Genomic DNA, 24,535 nt, shown 5'->3' with positions numbered 1-24,535 from the left:
GTCCGACCCGAATTGGCATCGTTGCGGAAGCCACGCCAAGAACCCAGGGGTCAACCCTGCGGCGCAATAAAAAGGATTTTTTGAAATAGCTCAATCGACCGCCTCTTTGAGTTTCCTCTTCGCAAGTGCATAAACGATTCGCCTGACATAATCGGCAGCTCTGAAAAAAAGCGTAGTTAGCCTTTTGTATGGCGGCAATCGTTTTTTAGCGTAGGCTGATCGTCCCTGCGCAATTGTCGAGACCGCAACATCGGAGAATTCCACCACCGGTTTGTCCGTGGTGAAAATCTCGTAATTGCCAGCCCATCCCCGTTCGAGTGCGACATCGTAAGGCACCTGCATGGGGCGTATGCCAGCCAGCAATTTTGCGGCTCCTTTACGCGTCACGACATAGGCCGCTGAACTTCCGAGCGGACCGTGCAAGCAACGCCCGATTGCAAACGCATCATCGACCTGACGAAAAGATCGAAATGCCGCCGTGCGATGATTGACCAGCTTGATCACATCCCAACCGCTGATTTTCCTAGCCTTTTCAACGAAAGGCTGAAAAGCGGGCGTGAACAGAACATCGTCTTCGACCAGAACGGCAAAAGGTTCCGGTGCCGCAGCGATGACTTCGAGCGCGCGAATATGGCTGAAATAGCAACCAATCTCGGCAGGCATCGCGATCTTGCCGTGGCAGCGTCGGAAACCGGCCTCGTCGAAATCACCAAGCTCGTACGGCTGCAAAAGCTTGCCTTCCACAGCCTCAACGCGGCGCAGATCGAGAGAAAACGCCTCGGCGCTTTTCTGCAGGCGCTCCCATCGGTCTCGCGAACGCGCGAGATTGATGACATAAACCGGTACGGAATTAATCACTGATTCTCTTTCCACGGCAAAAGCGCGATGGGAGGATTTGTAACCTGCCAGACCCATTTGCCAAGTGCTGACCATGTTTGGCTTTACACTATCGATGTTTTTCCTATCAACTACAGAAAACAGACCTTGCCGGGAACACCGCCTTGCCGTTGAACAGTACTGCCCGCCCGATCCCCGCTTCGCATGAGCCAAACAGCGGCCCAAAACGCAGCAGCCAGCTTCTGGCCTGGTATGATCGCCATCACCGTGTTCTGCCCTGGCGTGTGACGCCGTCTGAACAGGCACGCGGCATCCGTCCTGATCCTTATCGGGTCTGGATTTCGGAAATCATGCTTCAGCAGACGACTGTCGAGGCCGTCAAATCCTATTTCACGGCTTTCGTCGAACGCTGGCCGAGCGTGCGCGCAATGGCAAACGCCAGCGAAGACGACATCCTTCGAGCCTGGGCGGGGCTCGGCTATTATTCGCGTGCGCGCAATCTCAAGAAATGCGCCGATCTCGTCGCCACACAATATGGCGGGAAATTTCCAGACAATGCGGCAGCATTGAAAGAGCTGCCCGGCATCGGCGATTACACATCGGCAGCCATAGCCGCGATTGCCTTTGGCGAAAATGCCGCAGTGGTGGACGGCAATGTCGAGCGCGTCATTTCGCGGCTCTATGTCATCGACACACCATTGCCTGCCGCCAAGCCGCAGATCCGTGCCCTGATGGCCGAGATGACACCGTCAGACCGCCCCGGCGACTTCGCACAGGCGATGATGGACCTCGGCGCAACGATCTGCACGCCGCGCCGACCGGCCTGCTCGATCTGTCCTGTCAATGATAACTGCATCGCACTCGCCACCCGCGACCCGGAAGAGTTTCCGGTCAAAGCGCCAAAGGCGGAAAAGCCGATCCGCACTGGCGCAGCCTTCGTCGCGATTACCGGAGATGGAGCGATCTTCCTGCAAAAGCGAAAAGGCGAAGGCTTGCTTGCAGGCATGACGGAAGTGCCCGGCAGCCCATGGACTGCGCGCATCGATGGTGATGCGACGGTCAACGCTGCCCCCTTTCCGGCGTCATGGAACCCGGCGGGTAGCATTACCCATATCTTCACCCATTTCGAATTGCGCCTGTCGGTCTATCGGGCTGACAATGTGAGTGAGCATTTGGCCGCAAATGGCTGGTGGTCGGCTCCGGATGAACTCGCCGGAGAAGCCCTGCCCACCGTGATGAAAAAAGCCATCGCCGCAGCCGTGCCAGAAGCATTCAAGCAGACAGGCAAACCCAAAAGGAAGAAACTGTGACCGCTCCAATCAAACATGTGGTTTTCGATATCGGCAAGGTTCTCATCCATTACGATCCCGAATTGGCCTATCTCGACATCATTCCCGATGTCGAGCGGCGGCGCTGGTTTCTGGAAACCGTGTGCACAGGCGCTTGGAATGTCGAGCAGGATCGCGGGCGTAGCTGGCAGGATGCCGAGGCGCTGTTGATCGACACCAACCCGGAATGGCGCGACCAGATTCTCGCTTTCAGGCAGAACTGGTCCCGCATGGTGCCGCATGCTTATGATGAAAGCGTCGCTATTTTGCGCGGTCTGATCGCTTCGGGGAACGACGTCACCATGCTCACCAATTTCGCCTCCGACACATTCCGCGAAGCGCAGGTGCGGTTTCCGTTCCTGACGGAAAGCCGTGGCGTCACCGTTTCGGGCGACGTCAGGATGCTGAAGCCCGACCGCGAAATCTACGAGACGCATGTCGCGTCATTCGGCCTCGAACCCGCCTCGACGCTGTTCATCGATGACTCTCTGCATAATGTCGATGGCGCCAAAGCTGCGGGCTGGCAGGCCGTGCATTTTACCGGTGCGCCCAAACTCGCCGCCGATCTGAAATCTCTGGGCCTCAGCTTTTAAATAAGCGAAAGCGCCCGAAGCTTTCGCTTCGAGCGCTCCATGATCAGACTCTGCTGGAGGCCGTCCGATGATTATGCGTGTTATGCGCCGGCGACAGCCATTTCGTCGCGGATAACCTGACGCAGGTCGTCGATAGGTTTCAGAACGCCGTCAACTTCATAATGCCAGAAGGTCCAGCCATTGCAGGCATCGAACCCTTGCACCTTGGCGCCGATGCGATGGATCGAACCGGCGTCGCCATTGGCGGCCAGCGTACCGTCAGCACGAATGATTGCGGCAAAGCGACGGCGCGCATCGCAAAGAACCGTACCCGGACGCAGGAGACCTGCTTCCAGTACACTGGTGAAAGCCACACGCGGTTCAGCGCGCTTGCCGGTCATGACCGTCAGTTCAGCCTTGCCGAGCGGCTCCACCGCATCAATCCGGGCGGTTGCGGCATCGATATATGCCTGTTCGCGCTCGATGCCGACAAAATGGCGTCCGAGGCGCTTGGCCACAGCGCCGGTGGTGCCGGAGCCGAAGAATGGATCGAGAATGACGTCGCCGGGCTTGCTCGAAGCCATCATGATGCGGGCCAGAAGCGCTTCCGGTTTTTGCGTCGGATGAACCTTGTCGCCATTCTCGTCTTTCAGGCGTTCAGAACCCGTGCAGATCGGGAACAGCCAGTCCGAGCGCATCTGCACATCGTCATTGGCGGCCTTCATCGCTTCATAATTGAAGGTGTAGCCCTTGCCTTTCTGATCGCGTGACGCCCAGATCAGCGTCTCATGCGCGTTCTGGAAACGACGGCCACGGAAATTCGGCATCGGATTGGTCTTGCGCCAGATGACGTCATTGAGGAGCCAGAAGCCCAGATCCTGCAACTGCGTGCCGACGCGGAAAATATTGTGATAGGAGCCGATGACCCAGATCGTGCCATTCGGCTTCAGCACGCGGCGGCAGGCTAGAAGCCAGGCGCGGGTAAATGCGTCGTAGGCCTGAAAGCTCTCGAACTGATCCCAATGATCGTCAACAGCGCTGACCATCGACTGGTCCGGGCGATGCAGATCGCCGCCAAGCTGGAGATTATAGGGCGGATCGGCAAAGATGACATCGACGGAATTATCCGGCAGGCGCTCCAGCGCGGAAACGCAATCACCCTTGATGATGGAGTCGAGCCAGGCGGTACGCGGGGCCTCGATGGGCAACTCATGGGCAAGACGTACTAGGGACATGGGATACTCGATTACCTGTGGACGCGAAAACTTGTCCTTATGGTTACCGGGTAGGGTAAATATGGCGTTAACGCCAAGTGATTGAAATCGTAAACCTTTTCTTAAAAGGACGTCAAATCCCCGGCTTTCCGGGCTTTTTCCTTTCAAACAATGAGCAACATTTTCACGGCTGCCATCTTAACGCCGTCATCGAAATGCAAAGGCCGACCGGTAATGCGTCGTGTCCAATAAGGCTCGGTTATTCATTTGCGTATATGATTTGCGAACAATCCAGCCTTCGGAGTAACTGAGCCGACCGAACCGGTGCCTGTCAGGTCTTTGCATATGAATTTCGCAGAACTGCGCCACAATCGTTATCTGAGAGTCTTTTTCGTTCCCTTCCGCATGCGCGCCGTTGTGCGCGGCAGCGAAATCGGCCTCGTCATTGCCGGTGTCGTGATCGGCATCATCTCGGGTGTTGCCGTTGCAGCCATTGGCGGCATATCGCAGTGGATGCATCAGGCGCTTTTCGCGCTCGAACCCGGCGAAAAGCTCAGTGCAGCAGCGCAGCTCTATCCCAGCGCCTTTATCGCCCCGCTGGCTGGCGGCATTCTTATGGGGGTCGTCATCTGGGTTCTGGCGCGGTGGCGCAAGCGACCCATCGTCGATCCCATCGAAGCCAACGCGCTCCACGGCGGACGCCTGTCGCTCACCGACAGTTTTATCCTCGTTGGACAGAACCTGATTTCCAACGGCTTTGGTGCTTCAGTCGGGCTGGAAGCGGCCTATACGCAGCTGGCGAGCGGCTTCGCCTCGCGCATCGGGCGCGCGCTCAAGCTGCGCCGGGCCGATTTGCGCACGCTGGTCGGTTGCGGTGCAGCGGCGGCTATTGCCAGCGCGTTCAATGCACCCCTCACCGGCGCGTTTTATGCGTTCGAACTGATCATCGGCGTTTACTCCATCGCCACGCTGGCCCCGGTTGTGGTTGCAGCAATTGTCGGCACATTGGTGACGCAAGCCATTGGCGGCTCGCCTTTCCTGATCGACATCGGCCATATAGACGCTATCACACCACGCGATTATGTGCCTGCCTTGCTGCTTGGCTTTGTCTCGGCGGGCATTGCCATTCTGATCATGCGCGGCGTGACCTTCGTCGAAACAATCACCCGACGCAGCTTTCTGCCCAATGTTCTCACCCCGGCCATCGGCGGTGCGATTGTCGGGCTGATCGCCTTCTTCTCGCCGCAGGTTCTGGCCTCCGGCCACGGCGCGCTGCACCTCGATCTCAATGCGAATATCACCATCTCGGCGCTGTTGCTGCTGATCCTGACAAAGTCGCTGGCGTCCGCAATCTCCATCGGCTCCGGCTTTCGCGGCGGTCTGTTCTTCGCTTCGCTGTTTCTGGGCGCTTTGACCGGCAAGCTTTTCGCGGCTGTGGCGGGCGTGGTGCTACCGACCAGCCTGACGCTTGCGCCGGAAGTCTATGCCGTGATCGGCATGTCCTCGCTTGCCGTCGCGATTGTCGGCGGCCCCATGACCATGACCTTTCTGGCGCTGGAACTGACCGGCGACTTTCCGATTTCCATGCTGGTGCTCGGAGCCGTCGTGTCTTCCTCGCTGATGGTCCGCAAGACCTTCGGCTACTCGTTTGCCACCTGGCGCTTCCATCTGCGCGGCGAAGCCATCCGCTCGGCACATGATATCGGCTGGATACGCAATCTGACCGTCAGCCGCATGATGCGTCACGATGTGCGCACCGTGCTGATCGACACGGATATTGAAACCTTCCGTCACGATTTCCCGCTGGGCTCCACCCAGCGCGTTATCGCGGTGGATGCGCAAGGGCGCTATGTCGGCATGATCCCGGTACCGGAAGTCTATGCCGACAGTTTCGACAGTTCGGAAAACCACAGCATCAGCGAGCTTTTGAAGTATCAGGATGAATTCCTGTTGCCACAGATGAACGCCAAGGAAGCTGTCGTGCGGTTTGACCGTTCCGAAAGCGAAGCGCTCGCCGTGGTCAACAATGCGCAGGAACGCAAAGTCATGGGCCTGTTGAGTGAAGCCCATACGCTGCGCCGCTATAGCGAAGAGCTGGACCGCAGACGACGCGAAGTCTCCGGCGAGGTTTGACGCTGGGGCGATAAAGTTGTAGCTGAATTCCCGATGCGTTCCTGCGAGTATGAATGCGTCCCCCTCCCAAGAAGAAGGCTACCCACATGGCGGCTCCGTCCCTCATCATTTTCGATTGCGATGGCGTTTTGGTGGATTCCGAAATCATCGCTGCGGAAGTCGAATCCGTGCTTCTGACCGAAGCCGGTTTCCAGATTTCCGCCGACGAACTGGCCGAACGTTTCGCCGGTCTCACCTGGCAGGATATTCTGCTCACGGTCGAGCGCGAGGCAGGCATAGCGCTTTCCGCATCGCTGATCGACAAATCGGAGAGTATTCTCGATGAGCGCCTCAAGAATGAGGTGCAGGCCGTCGATGATGTCGTGGAAGTGGTTTCTGCGCTGAAGCTTCCGAAATGCATCTGCTCCAACTCGACCAGCGCGCGGCTGGAAATGATGTTGAAGCGGGTCGAGCTTTATGACCTCTTCGCGCCAAATATTTTTTCGGCCAAGGAAGTCGGCACCAAGAAGACCAAGCCTGCCGCGGATGTGTTCCTCTACGCCGCCAAGCATTTCGGCGTCGATCCGGGCAATGTGATCGTGATTGAGGATTCCGTGCACGGCATTCAGGGCGCGCGAGCTGCCGGTATGCGCGTCATCGGCTTTACGGGCGGAGCGCACACCTATCCCGGCCATGCCGACCGGCTGACCGACGCAGGCGCCGAGACGGTGATCCACCGCCACAAGGACCTGCCCAGCGTCATCGAAGCCCTTTCGATCTGGACCGACGCCTGACGCGCGGGCTCCAACTGACCGGACGGCCTGATCTGATTATCGCGATAGCCCGAACATCCGGGCTATCGACCCCGCTGCCTCAGGCGGCAGAGCGCTTGTTGCGCCCCTTCGGCGGCGCGTTGAGGATGGCGAGCAGCTCGTCGGCTTCCTGGTCGTCAAGACCGATCAGCAGCCGGGTCCCCATCATGACGGGTTCACCCGTGGACGTATCGAAGATCGCCCAGGTGTCCGTCGGCTCGAGAATACGTTCAAATTTCTGTTTCATGGGTGCAGACTAGCGCAGACTCGTTGCTTTTCGTTTGAACTTCGCTATCCAATTTAATTCGAATTTTAGCTAAAGCGCGTTACGCTTTTAGGATGTTCACAGAATGCGATTAAATACTTGATTTCACGTATGTTTTAATTTCACTGAGCTGAACCCAGAATTCGACCAATGGATTGAATTTTCTGCAAAATCAGTCCTCTCCGTTGATCAGAATGCCATTCTCGGCGCTTTCCTCATGCAACTACCAGCGCGTCCGTTTCCTCATCTTCGTAAGAGCGCTATTATACCTGCTCGTTGAAGCCGAAGATTTTGTCGGATCACCTTGGATCGAAAAAACGACTCGCGGACAGAATAATATGTCGATAAAGTAATTTTTTATCGACATATTATTCTGTCCTGTCGACGCTATCGACATATTCAACATCCTATGTCGGCAAAATGAGGATTGATCGACATGAGATTCCGCCCAGACAACCCATATAATGATCTACCATCCCTGCCACCGCGCGAGGACATTGAGACAAAGGCTGTTCTGAAGGCATGCATCGCAGCAAGAGCGGCTCTTGCCGAGCTCCGCGTCTCGGGACAACTTATCCCCAACCAATCGGTCCTCATCAATTCGATTCCTCTGCTTGAAGCGCAGGCAAGCTCAGAAATCGAAAACATCGTCACCACGACAGATCGGCTGTTCCGCTTCGCAAACGAGTCAGGAGATCAAGCCGACCCCGCAACAAAAGAGGCGTTGCGTTATCGCACGGCTCTCAGCGAAGGGTTTCAGTCGCTTAGGGATCGGCCGGTATCAACGTCCACGGCTATCGCAGTTTGTCGCAGGATCAAAGGCGTCGATCTCGACATTCGCTCGACGCCAGGCACAGCTCTGATGAACGAGGCCACCGGCACTGTCATCTATTCGCCGCCCGAAGGACAGGAATTGCTTCGGAGCAAACTTGCCAACTGGGAGCGTTATATTCATGAGGCTGACGAAATTGACCCTCTCGTGCGTCTGGCCGTCATGCACTACCAGTTTGAGGCCATACATCCATTTATTGACGGTAACGGCCGCACGGGCCGCATCCTCAACCTACTCTATCTGGTTGACAAAGGGCTGCTCGACATTCCCGTCCTTTACCTCAGCAGATATATCATTGACAACAAAAGCGACTATTACAACCGGCTTCTAGCCGTCACCACGGAAGAGGCATGGGAGCCTTGGATTCTCTACATGCTCGAAGCTGTTCGTGACACGGCTGAGTGGTCAACAGCGCGTATTCACGCTATTCGTGATTTGCTGGATCAGTCCGCCCAAAGAATTCGCCGAGATCTCCCGAAACTCTACTCACGAGAATTGGCTGAAGTCATCTTCGTTAACCCGTACTGCCGCATCAGGGATCTTGTTCAGGCTGGCATTGCAAAACGTCAATCTGCCTCCATCTATCTGAAGGCCCTCACCGACCACGGCTTGCTTCAGGAGATCAAAGCGGGACGCGAGAACCTCTACGTCAACCCTGCCCTTTTGGCCCTTCTGCGTGACCAGCCCTCTGTTCAGGTCGACCGATGAACCAAGCCCCGAATGATCGGTTAGGCGTGTGTCTGGACGGAAACTGCAAAACCACTGTGTGGAAAGGTCTTACCCACCTCATTCGGCCACGAGCGCAATTCTCACATGCTAAAAGCCAGACTACCCTGAATATGCAGTGGCGCGGCGATCGCATTGCTGTTCTTTAACACAAACAAACTTGAAAAGACCTTCATGCGTTAGAACAAAACCGTAAAGACGGCCTGGAAAGCGGCTGCGCTGATTCGAGGAGAAACTTGATATTAATCCAAGTCGTGGGCCCACAAAATGATGTTCTGCTCATCCACCCAAGGACATATATTTATCTTTTAATTGGTGAATGTGGATGTATTTATTCTACTAACCCATTTTAAATATTAAGCCTTCAAAAAAATGCACGAGATTTCTCCCGTGCATTCGAGCTTTCATCCATGCTTCGCTATGTCAGGCGCTGCGAAACCTACTTGGCATTCGGACCTTCATCAAAGCCGACGAAAATCTGGATATTCTGCTTGTCGGGCATCGGCAGCGAAATTCCCTTGTCGTTGAAGACGAACTGGGTCGCGGTATCGCCGTTGGTGATCGAGACTGCCTGCTTGTGCAGCTTGGAATAGACCACCTGATCGCCCTGGCGCACAGCCACGCGCACCGGCATGGTGATGGTACCGCTCTTGTATTGCGGGCCGGGCACAACCTTGCCAGCCGCAGCGATATCAATGGTAATCGTGCCGTCGCTATACTGGCAGGAGCGCGTCACATCGGTCAGCGATGCCTGATAGACCACCTGCGCCGGGTCCTTGTCGCCGCCCTTGGCATAGGTGCTGAAGAAGGCGGTGCCGTCGCGCAATGTCACCGTCGGGCAATAGGCGCGAAGCTCGGATGCCTTGATGCGCGGCTGATCTGCCGTCGCAGTGGCGGTCGACTTGTCACCGCCGCTGGTCGTGCAGCCTGCGAGCGCTGTGAGCAAAACCGTTGCAAAGACTGGAAACAACGATGAACGATTCTGTGATGCTTTTTGCATAGACCGGGCTTCCCTGCACTAATCTGTTTGTTTGAGAGCGCCTCGATTTCATTGAAATCGCCGGACCACCCCAATTTGTTCCGCCGCCACATTTTCCAACCAGCAAAGCCGCTGCGCGCGTTTGCTGGAAATGCAAACTCTTCCTCTGCCGCATTATCCAACGCAAAACCGCTTCGCACTTTTGCTGGAAATGCTCTATACCACTGCGCACAAAACAGTGCGCGATGACGTTTTCCCGTTTTTTGCCGCGAAGAGCAACCCCATCCCCTCCGGGATGTTTTAATTTCTTGCGGCTTTTTTATGGACGCCCTATTGCATTTGCACAGCTTTGAAACGCATCCCAATAAGATGCGCGTCGAATGAGACTTGCGCAGCCGATCTGAAATGAAGGCCTGACGAAATGAAATATGTAAGCACCCGCGGCGAAGCCCCGGTCCTGGGTTTCAGCGATGCATTGCTCGCCGGACTAGCCCGTGATGGCGGCCTCTATCTGCCACAGGAATATCCGCAATTTTCTCCGGAACAAATCCGCAGCCTGCGCGGAAAATCCTATGTCGATATCGCGCTTGCCGTGCTGACGCCTTTCACCGGCGGCGAAATTCCGCAAGCCGATTTCGAGCGCATGGTGCGCGAGGCCTATGGCAGCTTCCGGCATGACGCCGTCTGCCCGCTGGTCCAGACCGGCGCGAATGAATTCGTTCTCGAACTTTTCCACGGCCCGACGCTCGCCTTCAAGGACGTCGCCATGCAGCTTCTGGCGCGCATGATGGATTACGTGCTGGCAAGCCGTGGCGAACGCGCGACCATCGTCGGCGCAACGTCTGGCGATACGGGCGGCGCGGCAATTGAAGCCTTTGGCGGTCGCGACAACACCGATATCTTCATCCTGTTCCCGAATGGCCGCGTCTCGCCGGTGCAGCAGCGCCAGATGACGTCGTCGGGCTTTGCCAATGTTCATGCACTGTCCATCGAAGGTAATTTCGACGATTGCCAGAACCTCGTGAAGGGCATGTTCAACGACCTTGCCTTCCGCGATGCGCTGTCGCTTTCGGGCGTGAACTCGATCAACTGGGCGCGTATCATGCCGCAGGTGGTCTATTACTTTACCGCCGCGTTGAGCCTCGGTGCTCCAGATCGTGCGGTTTCCTTCACCGTTCCAACCGGCAATTTCGGCGATATTTTCGCAGGCTATGTGGCCAAGCGTATGGGCCTGCCCATCGAGCGCCTGATCGTCGCCACCAACGACAATGACATTCTTTCGCGCACGCTCGACACCGGCGCTTATGAAATGCGCGGTGTGGCCCAGACCACGTCGCCGTCGATGGATATCCAGATTTCGTCCAACTTCGAACGTCTGCTGTTCGAAGCCCATGGTCGCGATGCCGCCGCCGTGCGCGGTCTCATGCAAAGCCTGAAGCAATCCGGCGGCTTCACCATTTCCGAAAAGCCGCTTTCGGCCATCCGCGCCGAGTTCTCGGCTGGACGTTCGACGGTTGCGGAAACGGCGGAGACCATCAAGTCGGTTCTGGCCGATGACGGCTATCTTCTCGATCCGCATTCCGCCATCGGCGTGAAAGTGGCTCGCGAAAATGTGTCCGGCGCTGCTCCGATGGTGGCGCTCGCCACCGCGCATCCGGCCAAATTCCCCGACGCCGTAAAGGCTGCATGTGGTGTCGAACCGCAGCTTCCTGCATGGTTGTCCGATTTGATGCAACGAAAAGAAAGCTTCACAGTTCTTCACAACGACCTGAAAATCGTAGAAGAATACGTGAGCCGCCATTCCAGAGCTCACGCCTGAGGCTCTGGAAAGGAAATTTAAGCCCGGCCCCGAACGGAGATACCTGTTTCGGGATCGGGTGAAAAAAGTCAGAGCGAGGAATGCAGGGAGCAGTTCGCTTATGAGTGTTGAAGTAACACGTCTTCCCAACGGGTTGACGATAGCCACCGATACCATGCCACATGTGGAAAGCGTAGCGCTGGGAATCTGGGTTAAAGCTGGCGCGAGAAACGAAGCCGCCGACCGGCACGGTATAGCTCACTTACTTGAACATATGGCCTTCAAGGGCACAGAAAACCGCTCTGCCTGGCAAATTGCATCGGATATCGAAGACGTCGGCGGCGAGATCAACGCCGCCACCAGCGTCGAGACCACATCCTATTATGCCCGCGTGATGCGCAATGACATGCCGCTGGCCATCGATATTCTCTCCGACATCCTGACCGCATCAAAGTTCGACGAAGACGAACTTGAGCGCGAGAAGCAGGTGATCATGCAGGAGATCGGTGCAGCGCACGACACACCGGACGATATCGTCTTCGACCGTTTCACCGAAACCGCCTATCGTCACCAGCCCATCGGCCGCGCCATTCTTGGCGAGCCGGACACGGTGATGTCGTTCTCCTCTGTCGACCTGCGGCAATACATGGAAGAGCAGTACAGCGCCGACCGCATGGTCGTGACGGCTGCCGGCGGCGTGGACCACGATGCTTTCGTCAAGGAAGTTGAAAAGCGCCTCGGCGGCTTCCGCGCTCACAACACGGCGCCGACGCTCGACCTCGCAACCTATGTCGGCGGTGACTTCCGCGAAAACCGCGAATTGATGGATGCGCAGGTGCTGATCGGCTTTGAAGGCCGCGCCTATCATGTGCGCGACTTCTATGCCTCACAGCTCCTGTCCATGGTGCTGGGCGGCGGCATGTCCTCGCGTCTTTTCCAGGAAGTGCGCGAAAAGCGCGGCCTGTGTTACTCGGTCTATGCTTTCCACTGGGGCTTTTCGGATACCGGCCTGTTCGGCATCCATGCCGCCACGGGTCGTGACGAACTGGTCGAACTAGTTCCGGTCATCATTGATGAGCTGCACAAGGCAGCGGACTCGATCAGCATCGAAGAAGTCAACCGCGCCCGCGCGCAATATCGCGCCAGCCTTCTCATGTCGCAGGAAAGTGCAGCCAGCCGCGCAGGCCAGCTCGCCCGTCAGTTCCTGCTCTATGGCCGCCCGGTCGACAATAATGAACTGATGGAACGTCTTTCCCTGATCACGCCAGAACGCCTGACGGATCTCGCAGGTCGCCTGTTCCTCGACAACAAGCCGACCATCGCAGGCGTCGGTCCGGTTGGCCGCCTGATGAGCTTTGACGATCTGTCCGATGCGCTTTCGACCAATGCGCATAAGAGGAAGATAGCTGTTTAAGGCATTAGGGGAATAAGGGAATAGGGGAGTATGTGGCCGTGAAGATTTCGTTTTTCCTATTCCCCTACTCACCTATTCCCCTACTCCCTTAACTCCAATGATCGGCCTGTCATTCCGGCGCAATAATCCGACTATTCTGCGTGGACCGCGCATTTATCTGCGCGAGCCCATGATGGGCGATTTTGCGGGCTGGTCTAATCTGCGCGAGCAAAGCCGGGCCTTTCTGTCTCCATGGGAGCCGACCTGGCCCGACGATGACCTGACGAAAAGCGCCTTTCGCTACCGTATGCGGCGTTTTCAGGAAGAAATTTCTGCCGGAACCGGCTATCCTTTCTTCATTTTCCGCAACAGCGATAACCGCATTCTCGGCGGTATCACGCTCGGCAATATCCGCCGCGGAGTAGGACAGAACGGCATGATCGGCTATTGGAGCGGCGCTCCTTTCGCGGGCAAAGGCTATATGACGGAGGCGCTGTCTCTGGTTATCCCCTTTGCATTCGACCAACTGCGGTTGCACCGGGTTGAAGCTGCCTGTATTCCCCATAATGTACGTTCGGTCCGGCTTCTCGAAAAAGCCGGATTTCAGAGAGAAGGACTGTTGCGCTCCTATCTCAAGATAAATGGCTTCTGGCAGGACCACCTGCTGTTTGCCCTCATAGAAAGCGACAAACGTATGTTGGATAGCCGTATGATCAATGGCAAGGTTGAACGCTCGTGAGGGGTCTTTCTGAAAAGCTATTCCAGAACGCCGCGCGTTTTCTCGCGCTGATCGTCCTTCTGGCCTTTTCGACCGTTCATGCGTCTGCCGTCGAACCGATCAAGATATCCAAGGACGACACCGCTCTCGATTTGTCGCGCGCCGTCGAACTCTTGCGCAACAAGGGTGAAAGCGTTCAGGTTTCCACCGCGCCCGGCCCCGATGGCATTGTGCGCCGTATCGAAGTGCAGGCCGACCAGAACAGCAATGCGTCCGGCGACTGGGCCGCTTTCTCCATCGCCAATCCGACAGACCAACAGATCGACCGCCTGATCGTCGCGCCGCATTATCGTCTTGTCGGTTCCGGCATCATCTGGCCCGATCTCGGCTCGCCGCGTATTGCGTCGATCACCCCCAGCGAAGGCTTTGCGCTGGACCGCCAGTCAAGCGCCGACGCGGATGTGTTCCGCATCACGATCAATCCGGGCAGCGTCGTCACTTTCGTTGCCGAGCTTTCCTCGCATAATTTGCCGCAGCTCTATCTGTGGGAACCGGAAGCCTACAAGGACACCGTCAATTCCTACACGCTCTATCGCGGCATCCTGCTTGGCATTTCAGGCCTGCTGGCGCTGTTCCTGACCATTCTTTTCGTCGTCAAGGGCACCTCGCTGTTCCCCGCCACGGCGGCGCTTGCGTGGGCGGTCCTCGCCTATATCTGCGTCGATTTCGGCTTCTGGAACAAGCTGATGGAAATCACACCCGGAAACGAACAGATATGGCGAGCGGGCACCGAGGTGGCGCTTGCCGCCTCGCTGGTTATTTTCCTCTTCGCCTATCTCAATCTCAACCGCTGGCACGACCATTTCAGCTATGGCGCTGTGACATGGGTTCTGGGCTTGCTGGCGCTTGCTGGCGTTGCGGTTTTCGATCCGCCGATTGCTTCGGGCATTTCCCGCATCTCGCTCGCACTGACCGTCGTTTCCGGTGTTGCGATCATCGGCTACCTCGCGGTGAAGGGATATGACCGGGCGGTCATGCTGATACCCGCCTGGCTTCTCACATTGATATGGCTGCTCGGGGCATGGATGGCCGTCACAGGCCGTCTCGACAACGACATTGTCCAGCCAGCACTTGGCGGCGGCCTCGTTCTCATCGTGCTTCTGATCGGCTTCACCGTCATGCAGCACGCCTTTGCAGGCGGTGCGCTCCAGCAGGGGCTATTGTCCGACATGGAACGGCAGGCGCTCGCCGTCATCGGCGCCGGCGACATTGTCTGGGACTGGGATGTGCCGCGCGACCGCGTGGTCACCACGCCGGATATCGCCAACCAGCTTGGCAATACGGCAAGCAGTTTGCAGGGCCCGGTCCGCAACTGGCTGCCGGTCATGCATTCCGACGACCGTGACCGTTTCCGCTCAACGCTGGACGCCATTCTGGAAAACCGTCGCGGACGCATCGGCCAGATTTTCCGCCTGCGCGCCAATGACGGCCATTATCACTGGTACGCGCTGCGCGCGCGTCCGGTGATCGGTTCGGACGGCGAAGTCGTGCGTTGCGTCGGCACGCTGGTCAATGTCACCGAGCAGAAGAAGGCCGAAGAGCGTCTGCTGCACGATGCCGTGCACGACAATCTCACTGGCCTGCCCAACCGCGAGCTTTTCCTCGACCGCCTGAGCAATGTGATGAACATGGCGCGCGGCGAGAGCAATCTGCATCCGACCGTGTTCATGATCGATATCGACCGCTTCAAGCAGGTCAATGACAGTCTGGGCATGTCGGCTGGCGACACGATCCTCCTCACCATTTCGCGCCGGCTGGCCCGCCTGATGAAGCCACAGGACACGCTGTCGCGTCTGTCTTCCGACCAGTTCGGTTTGCTGCTTGCCTCCGAAAGCGATCCGGGTCGCATCGCAGCCTTTGCGGAAGCGCTGCGTCAGGCCACCCGCGCGCCGATTGCCTATGCCAAGCGTGAGATCGTCCTGACCGCCTCTGTCGGCCTCATCACCTGGACGAAAACCGCCACCACGGCGGAAGATTTCGTGAAGGATGCGGAGCTGGCCATGTATCAGGCCAAGCGCTTCGGCGGCGACCGGATCGAACCGTTCCGCCCGGCATTCCGCGCCATCGGCAGCGACAAGCTGCAGCTCGAATCCGATCTGCGCCGTGCGCTTGAACGCGACGAAATCAGCATGGCTTACCAGCCCATCGTCAGGCTGGACGAAGGCACCATCGCCGGTTTTGAAGCGCTGATGCGCTGGGAACATCCCCGTCGTGGCGCAATCTCTCCTTCGGAATTCATTCCGATTGCTGAGAACTCCGGCCTGATCGTGCAGCTTGGCCTTTTCGCCATGCAGCGCGCCGCCGAAGACCTGTTCGCCTGGCAGGAACAGTTCCCGAAGCTCGACCTGTTCGTCTCGGTCAACCTGTCTTCCACGCAACTGATCCGGCAGGACCTCATCAACGATGTCCGCTCCGTGCTGTCGCGCATTCACCTCAATCCGGGCAGCCTGAAGCTGGAACTGACCGAATCCGTCCTCATGGAGAATCCCGAGCAGTCGGCCCATGTGCTGGCACGGCTCAAGACGATGGGGATCGGTCTGTCGCTGGATGATTTCGGCACCGGCTATTCGTCCCTCGCCTATCTGACGCGCTTCCCGTTCGACATTATCAAGATCGACCGCTCCTTCGTAAAGGGTGACCAGCCGCAGAAGACGACCCTGCTGCGTTCCATCGTCAGCATGGCGCATGATCTGGGTCTGGCGGTGGTGACGGAAGGTGTGGAGAGCGAAAGCGACGCACTACAGCTTCGCCAGATGGGCTGTGAATATGTGCAGAGCTTCATGTTCGGCCAGCCGACGAGCCGCGAAGACGCCACGCGCATGATCAAGGAACAGCTGGAAGCGGCGGCAGCGTGAAGTGAGGGGAATAGGGGAATAGGGGAATAGGGGAATAGGGGAATAGGGGAATAAAAACTGAATCGGATCAGCCGAAGCAAGTCATTTTGACCTACTCCCTTACTGCCCTATTCCCCTACTGCCTTAACTCACGCATGTCCCGCGTCGGAAACCAGCCGCGACATGTCGATGCCCATATGCATCATGAGGCGCGAATATTTGCCTTCGATGTCGCTGTCGAAAAGCATGTCGAGCGGCGCGTCGCAGCAGAGCCAGCCATTATCGGCCAGTTCCGCTTCAAGCTGCCCCGGAGCCCAGCCGGAATAACCCAGCGCCATCAACACCTGTGAAGGACCCTTGCCGCCATAAATGGCGCGCAGAATATCGACCGTTGCGGTCAGGCAGACTTCTTCGGAAACCGGCATGGTGGAATCGACCATGTAATCGTCGGAATGCAGCACAAAGCCGCGCGTGCGATCCACCGGCCCGCCATTGCGCACCATCATATGCTGCGTGCGATCTGGCAAAATAATCAGCTCATCCTCATCAATCACACCAATCTGGCGCAGGATATCGGGGAAGCCGATCGGCTGCAGCTGGTTGATAATGAAGCCCATCGCGCCCTCATCGGAATGGGCGCAGATATAGACCACCGACCGGGCAAAACGCTCGTCGCTCATACCGGGCATGGCAAGCAGGAATTGCCCGTTTAAGAACCCCTGCTCCTGGTTCGGCTTCCGCATCGTGGTCATACTGATGAAGGTAGCAAGCCTGCAGAAAATAACAATGGGAGTCGCAAATTTGTCTTCAAAGGACGCAAAAATATAATTGCTCCCAACAATGTTGAACTTGAAGCAACCATGATTTCATTTCATTTTTGAGCAATGAAAACACGTTTGAACATTCTCGCTTTCGGCTTGCTTGCCGCCTCCGGTTTGGCCACTTCCAGTTTGTCGGCCCATGCCTCGACCTCCGCCTGGACTGAAACGCCCGGCGGGCGTGTGCGCGTGATCATCGAGGATGGTGCGGTTTCCACTGAGGCCGGGCCCAAGCGCGAGATACGCGGCGCTTTGCAGATCGAGTTGCAGCCGGGATGGAAAACCTACTGGCGCAATCCGGGCGATGCCGGTGTGCCGCCACAGATCAATCTCGACGGCAACGCCAACGCGCAGATCGATTATCCCGCCCCGGTGCGGTTCGGCGGCGATGGCGACGGCATCGGCTACAAGAAGCCGGTTTCGCTGCCCATCATTTTCCAGTTGCAGCCCGACGACACCCGTCTCAAGGGCCATGCTTTTCTTGGCGTTTGCGAGCATATCTGCATTCCCGTGCAGGCTGAGTTTGACTTCCCCGTCAGCACAAATGTCGAATCTGCCGAGCCGCAGGCCATCGCTGCACGCACCATCGTGGAGACCGCGTTCGGGCGACTTCCCGCCACAGCCTCCCCCTCTTTCGGTGTGAGAACCGTAAAGCGCGATCAGGACACCGCAATCTTCACCTTGGCTGTGCCTGACCCGAAAGCGCCTGCGGAGCTTTTTGTTGCCAGCGACAAGCTGCGCCTGTCCGATCCGGTCGCCTCTGATGGTCGCAACTTCACCGTAACGGTCAAGGGCGATGCGCGATATGCAACCGTCGACTACACCATCGTTCAGAATGGCAAGGCAGTGTCGGGAGAGGTCACACTCGACTGAACCCGGCGGTTTTTACTTCGCCTGAAACTGCTTGCCCATCCTCCCCCATTTTGATGGCGACATCAGCGTTTTGAAATTGTCGAGCGCCCCGTTATCGGCTTAACTGTCGCGGCTCGCGCTTCGCGGTGCGGCAATGACAGTTTTGAAAACAGGCAGCGGACCAGACGGCAATTTGTCCCCTGCCCTCAGGAGAAAACAGATGACGATCAAAGTTGGCGACACGCTTCCCGCAGCAACCTTCAAGGTCAAGACTGCGGACGGTGTCAAGGAAGTGACGACCGACGAAGTCTTCAAGGGCAAGAAGGTCGTTCTCTTTGCCGTTCCGGGCGCTTTCACGCCGACCTGCAGCCTCAACCACCTGCCGGGCTATCTCGACAATCGCGATGCCATTCTCGCCAAGGGCGTGGACCAGATTGCAGTGATCGCCGTCAACGACGCCTTCGTGATGGGCGCATGGGCGCAGAGCACCGGCGGCGAAGGCAAGATTCTCTATCTCGCAGACGGTTCGGCCACCTTCACCAAGGCAGCAGGCCTTGAGCTCGACGCAACCGCTGGCGGCCTTGGCATTCGCTCCAAGCGCTATTCGGCCATTGTCGAAGACGGCGTGGTCAAGACGCTCAATATCGAAGAACAGGCTGGTCAGGCCGTCACTTCGGCTGCTTCGGCAATTCTCGAGCAGCTCTGATCAAATTCAAAAAGGGCGGTGAAAACCGCCCTTTTCTAATACCAAAACAAAGTTCTGACCGGTGCTTACTGCACTTTCAGCGATTTACGCCCGCCATATTTGAACGGCTCCATACCGGCGCGGGCCAGCTCGTCGGCCCGCTCATTTTCCGGATGACCGGCATGGCCCTTGACCCAATGCCAATTGACCTTGTGCGGCTTGCGCGCCTCATCCAGCAGCTGCCATAGCTCGGCATTCTTCACCGGCTTCTTGGCCGCCGTTTTCCAGCCATTGCGCTTCCAGCCTTCGATCCAGCCGGAAATACCGTCGCGGACATAGACCGAGTCCGTATAGAGATCGACTTCGCAAGGTTCTTTCAGCGCGGATAGTGCAGAAATTGCCGCCATCAACTCCATACGATTGTTGGTTGTGTCGGCCTCGCCGCCCTTCAGCTCTTTCTCGTTGCCGTTCCAGCGCAGCACCACGCCCCAGCCGCCGGGGCCGGGATTACCTGAGCAGGCACCGTCGGTGTAGGCCTCGATCTGCTTCACGCATCCGCTCCCTGCGGTTCCAGCCCATATTCGGCAGCCGAAACGATCTGGCGGTGGAAGCGCATCTTGCGCACATATTCCATCGGGTCCTTCTTCATGACGAAACTGCCATCGGGAACGGTCAGCCAGTCATAAAGCCGCGTCAGCATGAAGCGCATTGCAGCGCCGCGCGAGAGCACAGGCAGCGCGTCGGCCTCCGCCGTGGAAAGCGGTCGGATCGACGTGTAACCGCGCAAAAAGGCTGCGCCCTTGGTGCGATTGTAGGAAAAATCCTTTTCGAAGCACCAAGCATTCAGGCAAATGGCGACGTCATAGGCCAGAATATCGGTGCAGGCGAAATAGAAATCGATGAAGCCGGACAGCTTGTCGCCGAGGAAAAACACATTGTCCGGGAACAAGTCGGCATGGATCACGCCCTGCGGCAGATCGGCAGGCCAGTTTTTCTCCAGAAAATCGAGGTCGGCTTCCGCTTCCTCGACCAGACCCGGTTCGACCGTGTCGGCGCGTTCACGCGACATGTCCCACAACGGACGCCAGTCGGGCAGCGTCAAGCCGTTGCGGCGGCGCATGGCGAAATCCTCGCCCGCCAGATGCATGCGCGCCAGCCCCTCACCCACGGCCTCGCAATGGGCGACTGTGGGCTTTCGCATCCACATGCCCTCAAGGAAGGTGACGATCGCTGCCGGACGCCCGGCAAGTTCGCCAATCGTTTCGCCATCGCTGCGCACCACCGGCTGCGGGCAATCCACGCCATGCCGGGCCAGATGCTGCATCAGGCCAAGAAAGAACGGCAGGTCTTCGCGGTTGGTGCGCTTTTCATAAAGCGTCAGAATGAAGGAGCCGGATGTCGTGTGCAGGAGATAGTTGGAATTCTCCACACCCTCGGCAATGCCCTTATAGGAAGTCAGCGTGCCGATATCGTATTGCTGCAGGAATGCGCCAAGTTCTATTTCGTTGATATCAGTATAGACGGCCATGCCGTTTATTTCCCCTATATGACCTTGGGCATTATCTCAGGCATGATCTGGGGTGCCAGCTTCGGAATACCGGCAACCCTGTTCTCGCCATTGACGAATGCCATATCCTGCACCGTCAGTTCCACATCGCGAATTTCACGATTCACAAGGAAGTTCTCGGTTTCCACTGCCGTTTCCGCCAGTTCGATGCGCACATCGAAGCGGTCGCGGAACGATGCGATAATTTCGTCGACGATGATTTCCGGTGCGGAAGCGCCTGCCGAAAGACCGACAACGGAAATATCGCCGATCTCGTCCCATTCTATATCGGCGGCGCGCTGCACCAGCATGGACATGCGTGCGCCGGCCTTCTCCGCCACTTCAACCAGACGTTTCGAATTGGACGAATTCGGCGCACCGACGATCAGGAACAGGTCGCAGCCGGGCGCTGCCGCGCGCACCGCATCCTGACGGTTGGTGGTGGCATAGCAGATCGATTCCGCCGCTGGTGCCGAAAGATTGGGAAAGCGCGCCTGCAATTCCTCGATAATGCCTGCCGTATCATCCACCGAGAGCGTTGTCTGCGTGACGAAGCCCAGATTATCCTGATCGGCAAAATGGCAGCTGCGGGCATCCTCGACGGTCTCGATCAGCGTGACCGCGCCTTCCGGCAGCTGGCCCATCGTGCCAATGACTTCCGGATGGCCGGAATGACCGATCAAAATCACATGGCGTCCAAGCCGCTGATGGCGCATGGCCTGTTTGTGCACCTTGGAAACCAGCGGGCAGGTCGCATCGAGATAGAAGAGGTTCTTGGATTCAGCATCGGCAGGCACGGATTTCGGCACACCATGGGCGGAGAAAACCACCGGCTGATCGCGATGCTCCGTCGGGATTTCATCAAGTTCCTCGACAAAGATTGCGCCGCGCGATTGCAGCCCTTCGACCACATAGCGGTTATGCACGATCTCATGACGGACATAGACCGGCGCACCATATTTTTTCAGCGCCAGCACGACGATCTGGATCGCCCGGTCGACACCGGCACAAAAGCCGCGCGGACCGCAAAGGCGAATTTCCAGTGGGGGGCGCTGATCGGTCATGAAGAGCTCGCAGGTTCGGCGTGACTAAAATACTTCAGGTTTGTAGCCACGGAGTTGGGCCGCAACGCGGCCAAAGTCAACCCCTTGGCTGTTTTCGATAGCGCCATAGCCATGTTCCGACAACCCCAATCAGCGCCAGAGCAAGGCCATACCACGTCACGGCATATTGCAGATGGTTGTTGGGAAATTCGATGATCGTCACACCGCCGATAGGCAGACCACCCGGATTGGGCTTGTTATCTGCATCGATAAAGAACGGCACGACCTGATTGATATCCGGCAGATCGGCGCTTTCGGCCATCGCCGCCCAATCTTTCCAGAAGAAGATATTCTTGGCGATATCGTTATTCGGCAGGAAGAAGCCCGGCTTTGCGGATAGCGGATCGCGCGCCAGCCCGGTTATGCTGACCGGCCCGTCCAGCTGCCCGTCGGCACGGGTGGCCGGATCCTTCTTTTCATAGGGAACGAAGCCGCGATTGACCAGCACGAAGCGGCCATCTTCCAGCATCAGCGGCGTATAGACATTATAGCCCGCAGCACCTTCATAGGTGGACAGGAAGTGCCGTTCGCCCTGATGCATGAAGGTGCCCGACACCGTCACCGGCAGATATTCGACCGTGCCCTTTTCCTTATAGAGCTTTTCCATGTCCGCCAGCGACAAGGACGGTTCCTTGATGCGCTCATTGGTGGAAGCGATCAGCGCTTCCTTCCAGAACAGCCGTTCCACCTGCCAGGTGCCGAGCACGAGCAGAATGATCAGCGCGATGCCGGATGCGATGACAACGCCCCAGGGAAAACGGCGGGAAAACTGGCGCTCGGTCATTCTTTCGTATCCGGCTGGCTGTCGGCACTTGTTTGTATCGTGCCGGGGGCAGCCTTGTTGCGATATTGCATATTGATGAGAATGCCCTTCATCCATCGCATGGCGACGAGGCTGAGGATGATCGCCAGCGGCACCCACAGGATGAAATGCACCCACAGCGGCGGGCCGACATTGACTTCCATCCAAAGCGCCAGCCCGACGACAATGAAGCCGATGATGAGGATCACGAAGGCCGCCGGACCATCGCCGGAATCCGCGAAGGAATAATCAAGCCCGCAGGAAGTGCAGCGTGGCGCAACCGTCAAAAAACCGTTGAACAGCTTGCCCTCGCCGCAGCGCGGGCAGCGCCCGGCAATACCGCTCTTGATCGGATCAACCGGCGGATAGAGATTGGCATCAGGCATAGCGCGCTCCTTGATCTCAATAATGCTCCAGACAAGCAAAAGGCGGCCATGTTGCCAGGGCCGCCTCGAAATTCAGATTACAGCCAATTAGCCGCCGTGCATCGGCGCGCCCCAGCCACCCCATACATAGATGGCGAAGAAGAGGAACAGCCAGACGACGTCAACGAAGTGCCAGTACCAGGCAGCAGCTTCGAAACCGAAATGCTGCTTCGGCGTGAAATCGCCACCGATTGCGCGGAACAGGCAGACCGCCAGGAAGATCGTACCGATGATCACGTGGAAGCCGTGGAAGCCGGTGGCCATGAAGAAGGTCGCGCCGTAGATCGAGTCCTTGAACGCGAACGGAGCGTGCATGTATTCATAGGCCTGCACGAACGAGAACAGAATGCCGAGCACCACGGTGATAGCGAGGCCAGTGATCATGCCCTTGCGGTCGTTATGCAGCAGCGCATGGTGCGACCAGGTCAGAGTCGTGCCCGACAGAAGCAGGATCACGGTGTTGTAGAGCGGCAGGTGAAGCGGATCGAGAACCTCGATACCCTTCGGAGGCCAGACGCCGCCCGTAAACGTGGCGCGTGCTACCTGATGCACTTCGTTCGGGAAAAGGCTTGCATCGAAAAACGCCCAGAACCATGCCACGAAGAACATGACTTCCGAGGCGATGAACATGATCATGCCATAGCGCAGATGCAGCGACACCACACGGGTATGATGACCCTCATGCGCTTCCTTGATCGTGTCCGACCACCAGCCGAACATGCAATACAGCACGATTGCGAGGCCGATGAAGAAAAGCCACGGCGTTACGAGGTTGTGCCCGAAGAACGGCAGCTCACTCGCATTGAGATAACGCATCCAGGCAATGCCGCCGATTGCGAGCACAAAAGCGCCCATCGAGCTCAGGAACGGCCAAGGGCTGGGCGCTATAATGTGATAATCGTGGTTCTTCTCGTGTACGTCCGCCATGTCTCTCCCCGTAGTCCCCTGAGGGGCTCCTCTCTCGAGCCTGCCTGCTGAAATCCACGAAGGGACACACGCAAGCGCGACCATGTTTTGCGTCAGATGGCTCCCTGACCAGATGCCGCATACCGTCAATAATCAAGCGGTTTTACCGACGGTCCGAATCCGACAATAAAACCAGTCGTCGCATTTGTCTTTGCGGCATTATGTGCCGCATCGAAACTCGCGTCCCTTTATCCCCCGCTGCTCGTGGCTGCTTCGGTCTTTGTCGCCGGCTTTGCGTCAGCAACCGGCTTCGGCTTTTCGATCGGGAAAAAGGTGTATGAAAGCGTGATGGTCTTCACATCCTTCAGATCAGGATCGTTGACGATCTCCGGATCGACGAAGAAAACCACCGGCATTTCCATGTCTTCGCCCGGCTTCAGCGTGGTATCCGTGAAGCAGAAGCACTGAACCTTGTTGAAATAGGCGCCTGCGCGGCCCGGCGAAACATTGAAGCTCGCCCGGCCAAACGTCGTCTGATCAAACAGGTTGCGCCCTTCATATTTGATCATGGCGGTTTCGCCGATACGCACCGTCACTTCGCGTTGCACGGGCTTGAAATCCCAAGGCAGGCCATTGGCCGTATTGGCGTCGAAACGCACCTTGATCGTCCTGTCGAGGATCGTATCGGAATACTGTTCGACACGCTGCGTCGTGCCGCCATAGCCCGTGACCTGACAGAAAAGCGTGTAAAGCGGAACAGACGCATAGGCTGCGCCGATCATGCAGACGAAGAAAGACACGCAGGCAATGGCAATGGTCCGGTTGGATCGTTGCTGCCGCTTGAGCTTTTCGTCTTTATCCTGCTGATCTGCCATGGTCTCCTCCCAGTTTCCCTCCCGAAACAGCCTAACCCCAACT

23 protein-coding genes are annotated in these 24,535 nt (G+C 57.4%); 11 read left to right on the top strand and 12 right to left on the bottom strand.

Annotated elements, in window-relative coordinates; translation table 11 throughout:
• Positions 1–90: 90 nt before the first annotated feature.
• The gene (locus tag QBD01_RS04190; RefSeq protein WP_280991713.1) at positions 91–858 is read right to left on the bottom strand and encodes a glycosyltransferase family 25 protein; all 768 of its coding nucleotides are present in this window, start codon (positions 856–858) and stop codon (positions 91–93) included.
• A 170-nt stretch (positions 859–1,028) separates the two neighbouring features.
• On the opposite strand from QBD01_RS04190, the gene mutY reads away from it, so the two are divergent.
• Together mutY and QBD01_RS04180 are read left to right on the top strand one after the other, a co-directional pair.
• Entirely contained in the window at positions 1,029–2,147 is a 1,119-nt protein-coding gene (gene mutY, locus QBD01_RS04185) for an A/G-specific adenine glycosylase (protein ID WP_280992106.1), read from the top strand.
• Entirely contained in the window at positions 2,144–2,758 is a 615-nt protein-coding gene (locus QBD01_RS04180; protein WP_280991712.1) for an HAD family phosphatase, read from the top strand. The genes mutY and QBD01_RS04180 overlap by 4 nt, the downstream gene beginning before the upstream one ends.
• Positions 2,759–2,838: 80 nt before the next feature.
• On the opposite strand, the gene QBD01_RS04175 is transcribed toward QBD01_RS04180, so the two are convergent.
• Positions 2,839–3,972 carry a site-specific DNA-methyltransferase gene (locus tag QBD01_RS04175; protein ID WP_138786552.1) on the bottom strand — a complete coding sequence of 378 codons (1,134 nt, stop codon included), beginning with the start codon at positions 3,970–3,972 and terminating at the stop codon, positions 2,839–2,841.
• Positions 3,973–4,296: 324 nt separating this feature from the next.
• On the opposite strand from QBD01_RS04175, the gene QBD01_RS04170 reads away from it, so the two are divergent.
• A complete protein-coding gene (locus QBD01_RS04170; RefSeq protein ID WP_280991711.1) occupies positions 4,297–6,084 on the top strand; it encodes a chloride channel protein in 1,788 nt (595 codons plus the stop codon).
• An 86-nt stretch (positions 6,085–6,170) separates the two neighbouring features.
• Complete coding sequence (locus QBD01_RS04165) at positions 6,171–6,857, top strand: HAD family phosphatase (protein WP_280991710.1); 687 nt, start codon at positions 6,171–6,173, stop codon at positions 6,855–6,857.
• A 79-nt stretch (positions 6,858–6,936) separates the two neighbouring features.
• Here QBD01_RS04165 and QBD01_RS04160 read toward each other — a convergent pair whose 3' ends face one another.
• Complete coding sequence (locus QBD01_RS04160) at positions 6,937–7,122, bottom strand: hypothetical protein (protein WP_280991709.1); 186 nt, start codon at positions 7,120–7,122, stop codon at positions 6,937–6,939.
• Positions 7,123–7,576: 454 nt separating this feature from the next.
• Between QBD01_RS04160 and fic the strand changes: the two genes are divergently transcribed.
• On the top strand, positions 7,577–8,680 hold the full coding sequence (gene fic / locus QBD01_RS04155) for a protein adenylyltransferase Fic (protein ID WP_280991708.1): 1,104 nt from the start codon (positions 7,577–7,579) through the stop codon (positions 8,678–8,680).
• A gap of 457 nt (positions 8,681–9,137) precedes the next feature.
• Here the strand turns inward: fic and QBD01_RS04150 are convergent, their stop codons facing one another.
• A complete protein-coding gene (locus tag QBD01_RS04150) occupies positions 9,138–9,698 on the bottom strand; it encodes a hypothetical protein (RefSeq protein ID WP_280991707.1) in 561 nt (186 codons plus the stop codon).
• 400 nt (positions 9,699–10,098) lie between these two features.
• Here QBD01_RS04150 and thrC point away from each other — a divergent pair, with 400 nt between their 5' ends.
• The 4 genes from thrC (at position 10,099) to QBD01_RS04130 (ending at position 16,501) form a co-directional block, all read left to right on the top strand.
• Positions 10,099–11,496 carry a threonine synthase gene (gene thrC / locus QBD01_RS04145; protein ID WP_280991706.1) on the top strand — a complete coding sequence of 466 codons (1,398 nt, stop codon included), beginning with the start codon at positions 10,099–10,101 and terminating at the stop codon, positions 11,494–11,496.
• A 100-nt stretch (positions 11,497–11,596) separates the two neighbouring features.
• Positions 11,597–12,889 (top strand): pitrilysin family protein, encoded by a 1,293-nt coding sequence (locus QBD01_RS04140; protein ID WP_280991705.1) that lies wholly within the window; start codon positions 11,597–11,599, stop codon positions 12,887–12,889.
• Between the two features lie 97 nt (positions 12,890–12,986).
• Positions 12,987–13,607 (top strand): GNAT family N-acetyltransferase, encoded by a 621-nt coding sequence (locus tag QBD01_RS04135; protein WP_078338083.1) that lies wholly within the window; start codon positions 12,987–12,989, stop codon positions 13,605–13,607.
• The gene (locus QBD01_RS04130; protein ID WP_280991704.1) at positions 13,604–16,501 is read left to right on the top strand and encodes a sensor domain-containing phosphodiesterase; all 2,898 of its coding nucleotides are present in this window, start codon (positions 13,604–13,606) and stop codon (positions 16,499–16,501) included. The genes QBD01_RS04135 and QBD01_RS04130 overlap by 4 nt, the downstream gene beginning before the upstream one ends.
• 128 nt (positions 16,502–16,629) lie before the next feature.
• Here the strand turns inward: QBD01_RS04130 and QBD01_RS04125 are convergent, their stop codons facing one another.
• Entirely contained in the window at positions 16,630–17,232 is a 603-nt protein-coding gene (locus tag QBD01_RS04125; RefSeq protein WP_280991703.1) for a YqgE/AlgH family protein, read from the bottom strand.
• A 132-nt stretch (positions 17,233–17,364) separates the two neighbouring features.
• Here QBD01_RS04125 and QBD01_RS04120 point away from each other — a divergent pair, with 132 nt between their 5' ends.
• Together QBD01_RS04120 and QBD01_RS04115 are read left to right on the top strand one after the other, a co-directional pair.
• Positions 17,365–18,171 (top strand): protein-disulfide reductase DsbD domain-containing protein, encoded by an 807-nt coding sequence (locus QBD01_RS04120; protein WP_280991702.1) that lies wholly within the window; start codon positions 17,365–17,367, stop codon positions 18,169–18,171.
• Positions 18,172–18,370: 199 nt separating this feature from the next.
• The gene (locus QBD01_RS04115) at positions 18,371–18,856 is read left to right on the top strand and encodes a peroxiredoxin (RefSeq protein WP_151590396.1); all 486 of its coding nucleotides are present in this window, start codon (positions 18,371–18,373) and stop codon (positions 18,854–18,856) included.
• Between the two features lie 65 nt (positions 18,857–18,921).
• Here QBD01_RS04115 and rnhA read toward each other — a convergent pair whose 3' ends face one another.
• The 7 genes from rnhA to QBD01_RS04080 form a co-directional block, all read right to left on the bottom strand.
• Positions 18,922–19,386, bottom strand: a complete 465-nt coding sequence (gene rnhA / locus QBD01_RS04110) for a ribonuclease HI (protein WP_078338079.1) — start codon at positions 19,384–19,386, stop codon at positions 18,922–18,924.
• Positions 19,383–20,363 (bottom strand): homoserine kinase, encoded by a 981-nt coding sequence (locus tag QBD01_RS04105; RefSeq protein ID WP_280991701.1) that lies wholly within the window; start codon positions 20,361–20,363, stop codon positions 19,383–19,385. Before QBD01_RS04105 ends, rnhA begins: the two co-directional genes overlap by 4 nt.
• Positions 20,364–20,377: 14 nt before the next feature.
• On the bottom strand, positions 20,378–21,445 hold the full coding sequence (gene ispH, locus QBD01_RS04100; protein ID WP_280991700.1) for a 4-hydroxy-3-methylbut-2-enyl diphosphate reductase: 1,068 nt from the start codon (positions 21,443–21,445) through the stop codon (positions 20,378–20,380).
• Positions 21,446–21,521: 76 nt separating this feature from the next.
• Complete coding sequence (locus tag QBD01_RS04095; RefSeq protein WP_280991699.1) at positions 21,522–22,268, bottom strand: SURF1 family protein; 747 nt, start codon at positions 22,266–22,268, stop codon at positions 21,522–21,524.
• Positions 22,265–22,672, bottom strand: coding sequence for a DUF983 domain-containing protein (locus QBD01_RS04090; RefSeq protein WP_280991698.1), 408 nt, complete (start codon positions 22,670–22,672; stop codon positions 22,265–22,267). The genes QBD01_RS04095 and QBD01_RS04090 overlap by 4 nt, the downstream gene beginning before the upstream one ends.
• A gap of 87 nt (positions 22,673–22,759) precedes the next feature.
• Positions 22,760–23,638, bottom strand: coding sequence for a cytochrome c oxidase subunit 3 (locus QBD01_RS04085; RefSeq protein ID WP_280991697.1), 879 nt, complete (start codon positions 23,636–23,638; stop codon positions 22,760–22,762).
• A gap of 227 nt (positions 23,639–23,865) precedes the next feature.
• A complete protein-coding gene (locus QBD01_RS04080) occupies positions 23,866–24,492 on the bottom strand; it encodes a cytochrome c oxidase assembly protein (protein WP_078338074.1) in 627 nt (208 codons plus the stop codon).
• Positions 24,493–24,535 lie beyond the last annotated feature (43 nt).

Origin of the sequence: Ochrobactrum sp. 19YEA23, from assembly GCF_029909865.1 — a bacterium.
In the GTDB taxonomy this organism is placed as follows: domain Bacteria; phylum Pseudomonadota; class Alphaproteobacteria; order Rhizobiales; family Rhizobiaceae; genus Brucella; species Brucella gambitense.
The sequence above is the reverse complement of the archived record's forward strand: the minus strand, read 5'-3'. Positions and strand labels throughout refer to the sequence as shown.

Bases quoted from the DNA above. Each gene is read 5' to 3' on its own strand.
- QBD01_RS04175 (WP_138786552.1), bottom strand. From the start codon at position 3,972: ATGTCCCTAGTACGTCTTGCCCATGAGTTGCCCATCGAGGCCCCGCGT.
- QBD01_RS04170 (WP_280991711.1), top strand. From the start codon at position 4,297: ATGAATTTCGCAGAACTGCGCCACAATCGTTATCTGAGAGTCTTTTTC.
- QBD01_RS04165 (WP_280991710.1), top strand. From the start codon at position 6,171: ATGGCGGCTCCGTCCCTCATCATTTTCGATTGCGATGGCGTTTTGGTG.
- QBD01_RS04160 (WP_280991709.1), bottom strand. From the start codon at position 7,122: ATGAAACAGAAATTTGAACGTATTCTCGAGCCGACGGACACCTGGGCG.
- fic (WP_280991708.1), top strand. From the start codon at position 7,577: ATGAGATTCCGCCCAGACAACCCATATAATGATCTACCATCCCTGCCA.
- QBD01_RS04150 (WP_280991707.1), bottom strand. From the start codon at position 9,698: ATGCAAAAAGCATCACAGAATCGTTCATCGTTGTTTCCAGTCTTTGCA.
- thrC (WP_280991706.1), top strand. From the start codon at position 10,099: ATGAAATATGTAAGCACCCGCGGCGAAGCCCCGGTCCTGGGTTTCAGC.
- QBD01_RS04140 (WP_280991705.1), top strand. From the start codon at position 11,597: ATGAGTGTTGAAGTAACACGTCTTCCCAACGGGTTGACGATAGCCACC.
- QBD01_RS04135 (WP_078338083.1), top strand. From the start codon at position 12,987: ATGATCGGCCTGTCATTCCGGCGCAATAATCCGACTATTCTGCGTGGA.
- QBD01_RS04125 (WP_280991703.1), bottom strand. From the start codon at position 17,232: ATGACCACGATGCGGAAGCCGAACCAGGAGCAGGGGTTCTTAAACGGG.
- QBD01_RS04120 (WP_280991702.1), top strand. From the start codon at position 17,365: ATGAAAACACGTTTGAACATTCTCGCTTTCGGCTTGCTTGCCGCCTCC.
- QBD01_RS04115 (WP_151590396.1), top strand. From the start codon at position 18,371: ATGACGATCAAAGTTGGCGACACGCTTCCCGCAGCAACCTTCAAGGTC.
- QBD01_RS04105 (WP_280991701.1), bottom strand. From the start codon at position 20,363: ATGGCCGTCTATACTGATATCAACGAAATAGAACTTGGCGCATTCCTG.
- ispH (WP_280991700.1), bottom strand. From the start codon at position 21,445: ATGACCGATCAGCGCCCCCCACTGGAAATTCGCCTTTGCGGTCCGCGC.
- QBD01_RS04095 (WP_280991699.1), bottom strand. From the start codon at position 22,268: ATGACCGAGCGCCAGTTTTCCCGCCGTTTTCCCTGGGGCGTTGTCATC.
- QBD01_RS04090 (WP_280991698.1), bottom strand. From the start codon at position 22,672: ATGCCTGATGCCAATCTCTATCCGCCGGTTGATCCGATCAAGAGCGGT.
- QBD01_RS04085 (WP_280991697.1), bottom strand. From the start codon at position 23,638: ATGGCGGACGTACACGAGAAGAACCACGATTATCACATTATAGCGCCC.
- QBD01_RS04080 (WP_078338074.1), bottom strand. From the start codon at position 24,492: ATGGCAGATCAGCAGGATAAAGACGAAAAGCTCAAGCGGCAGCAACGA.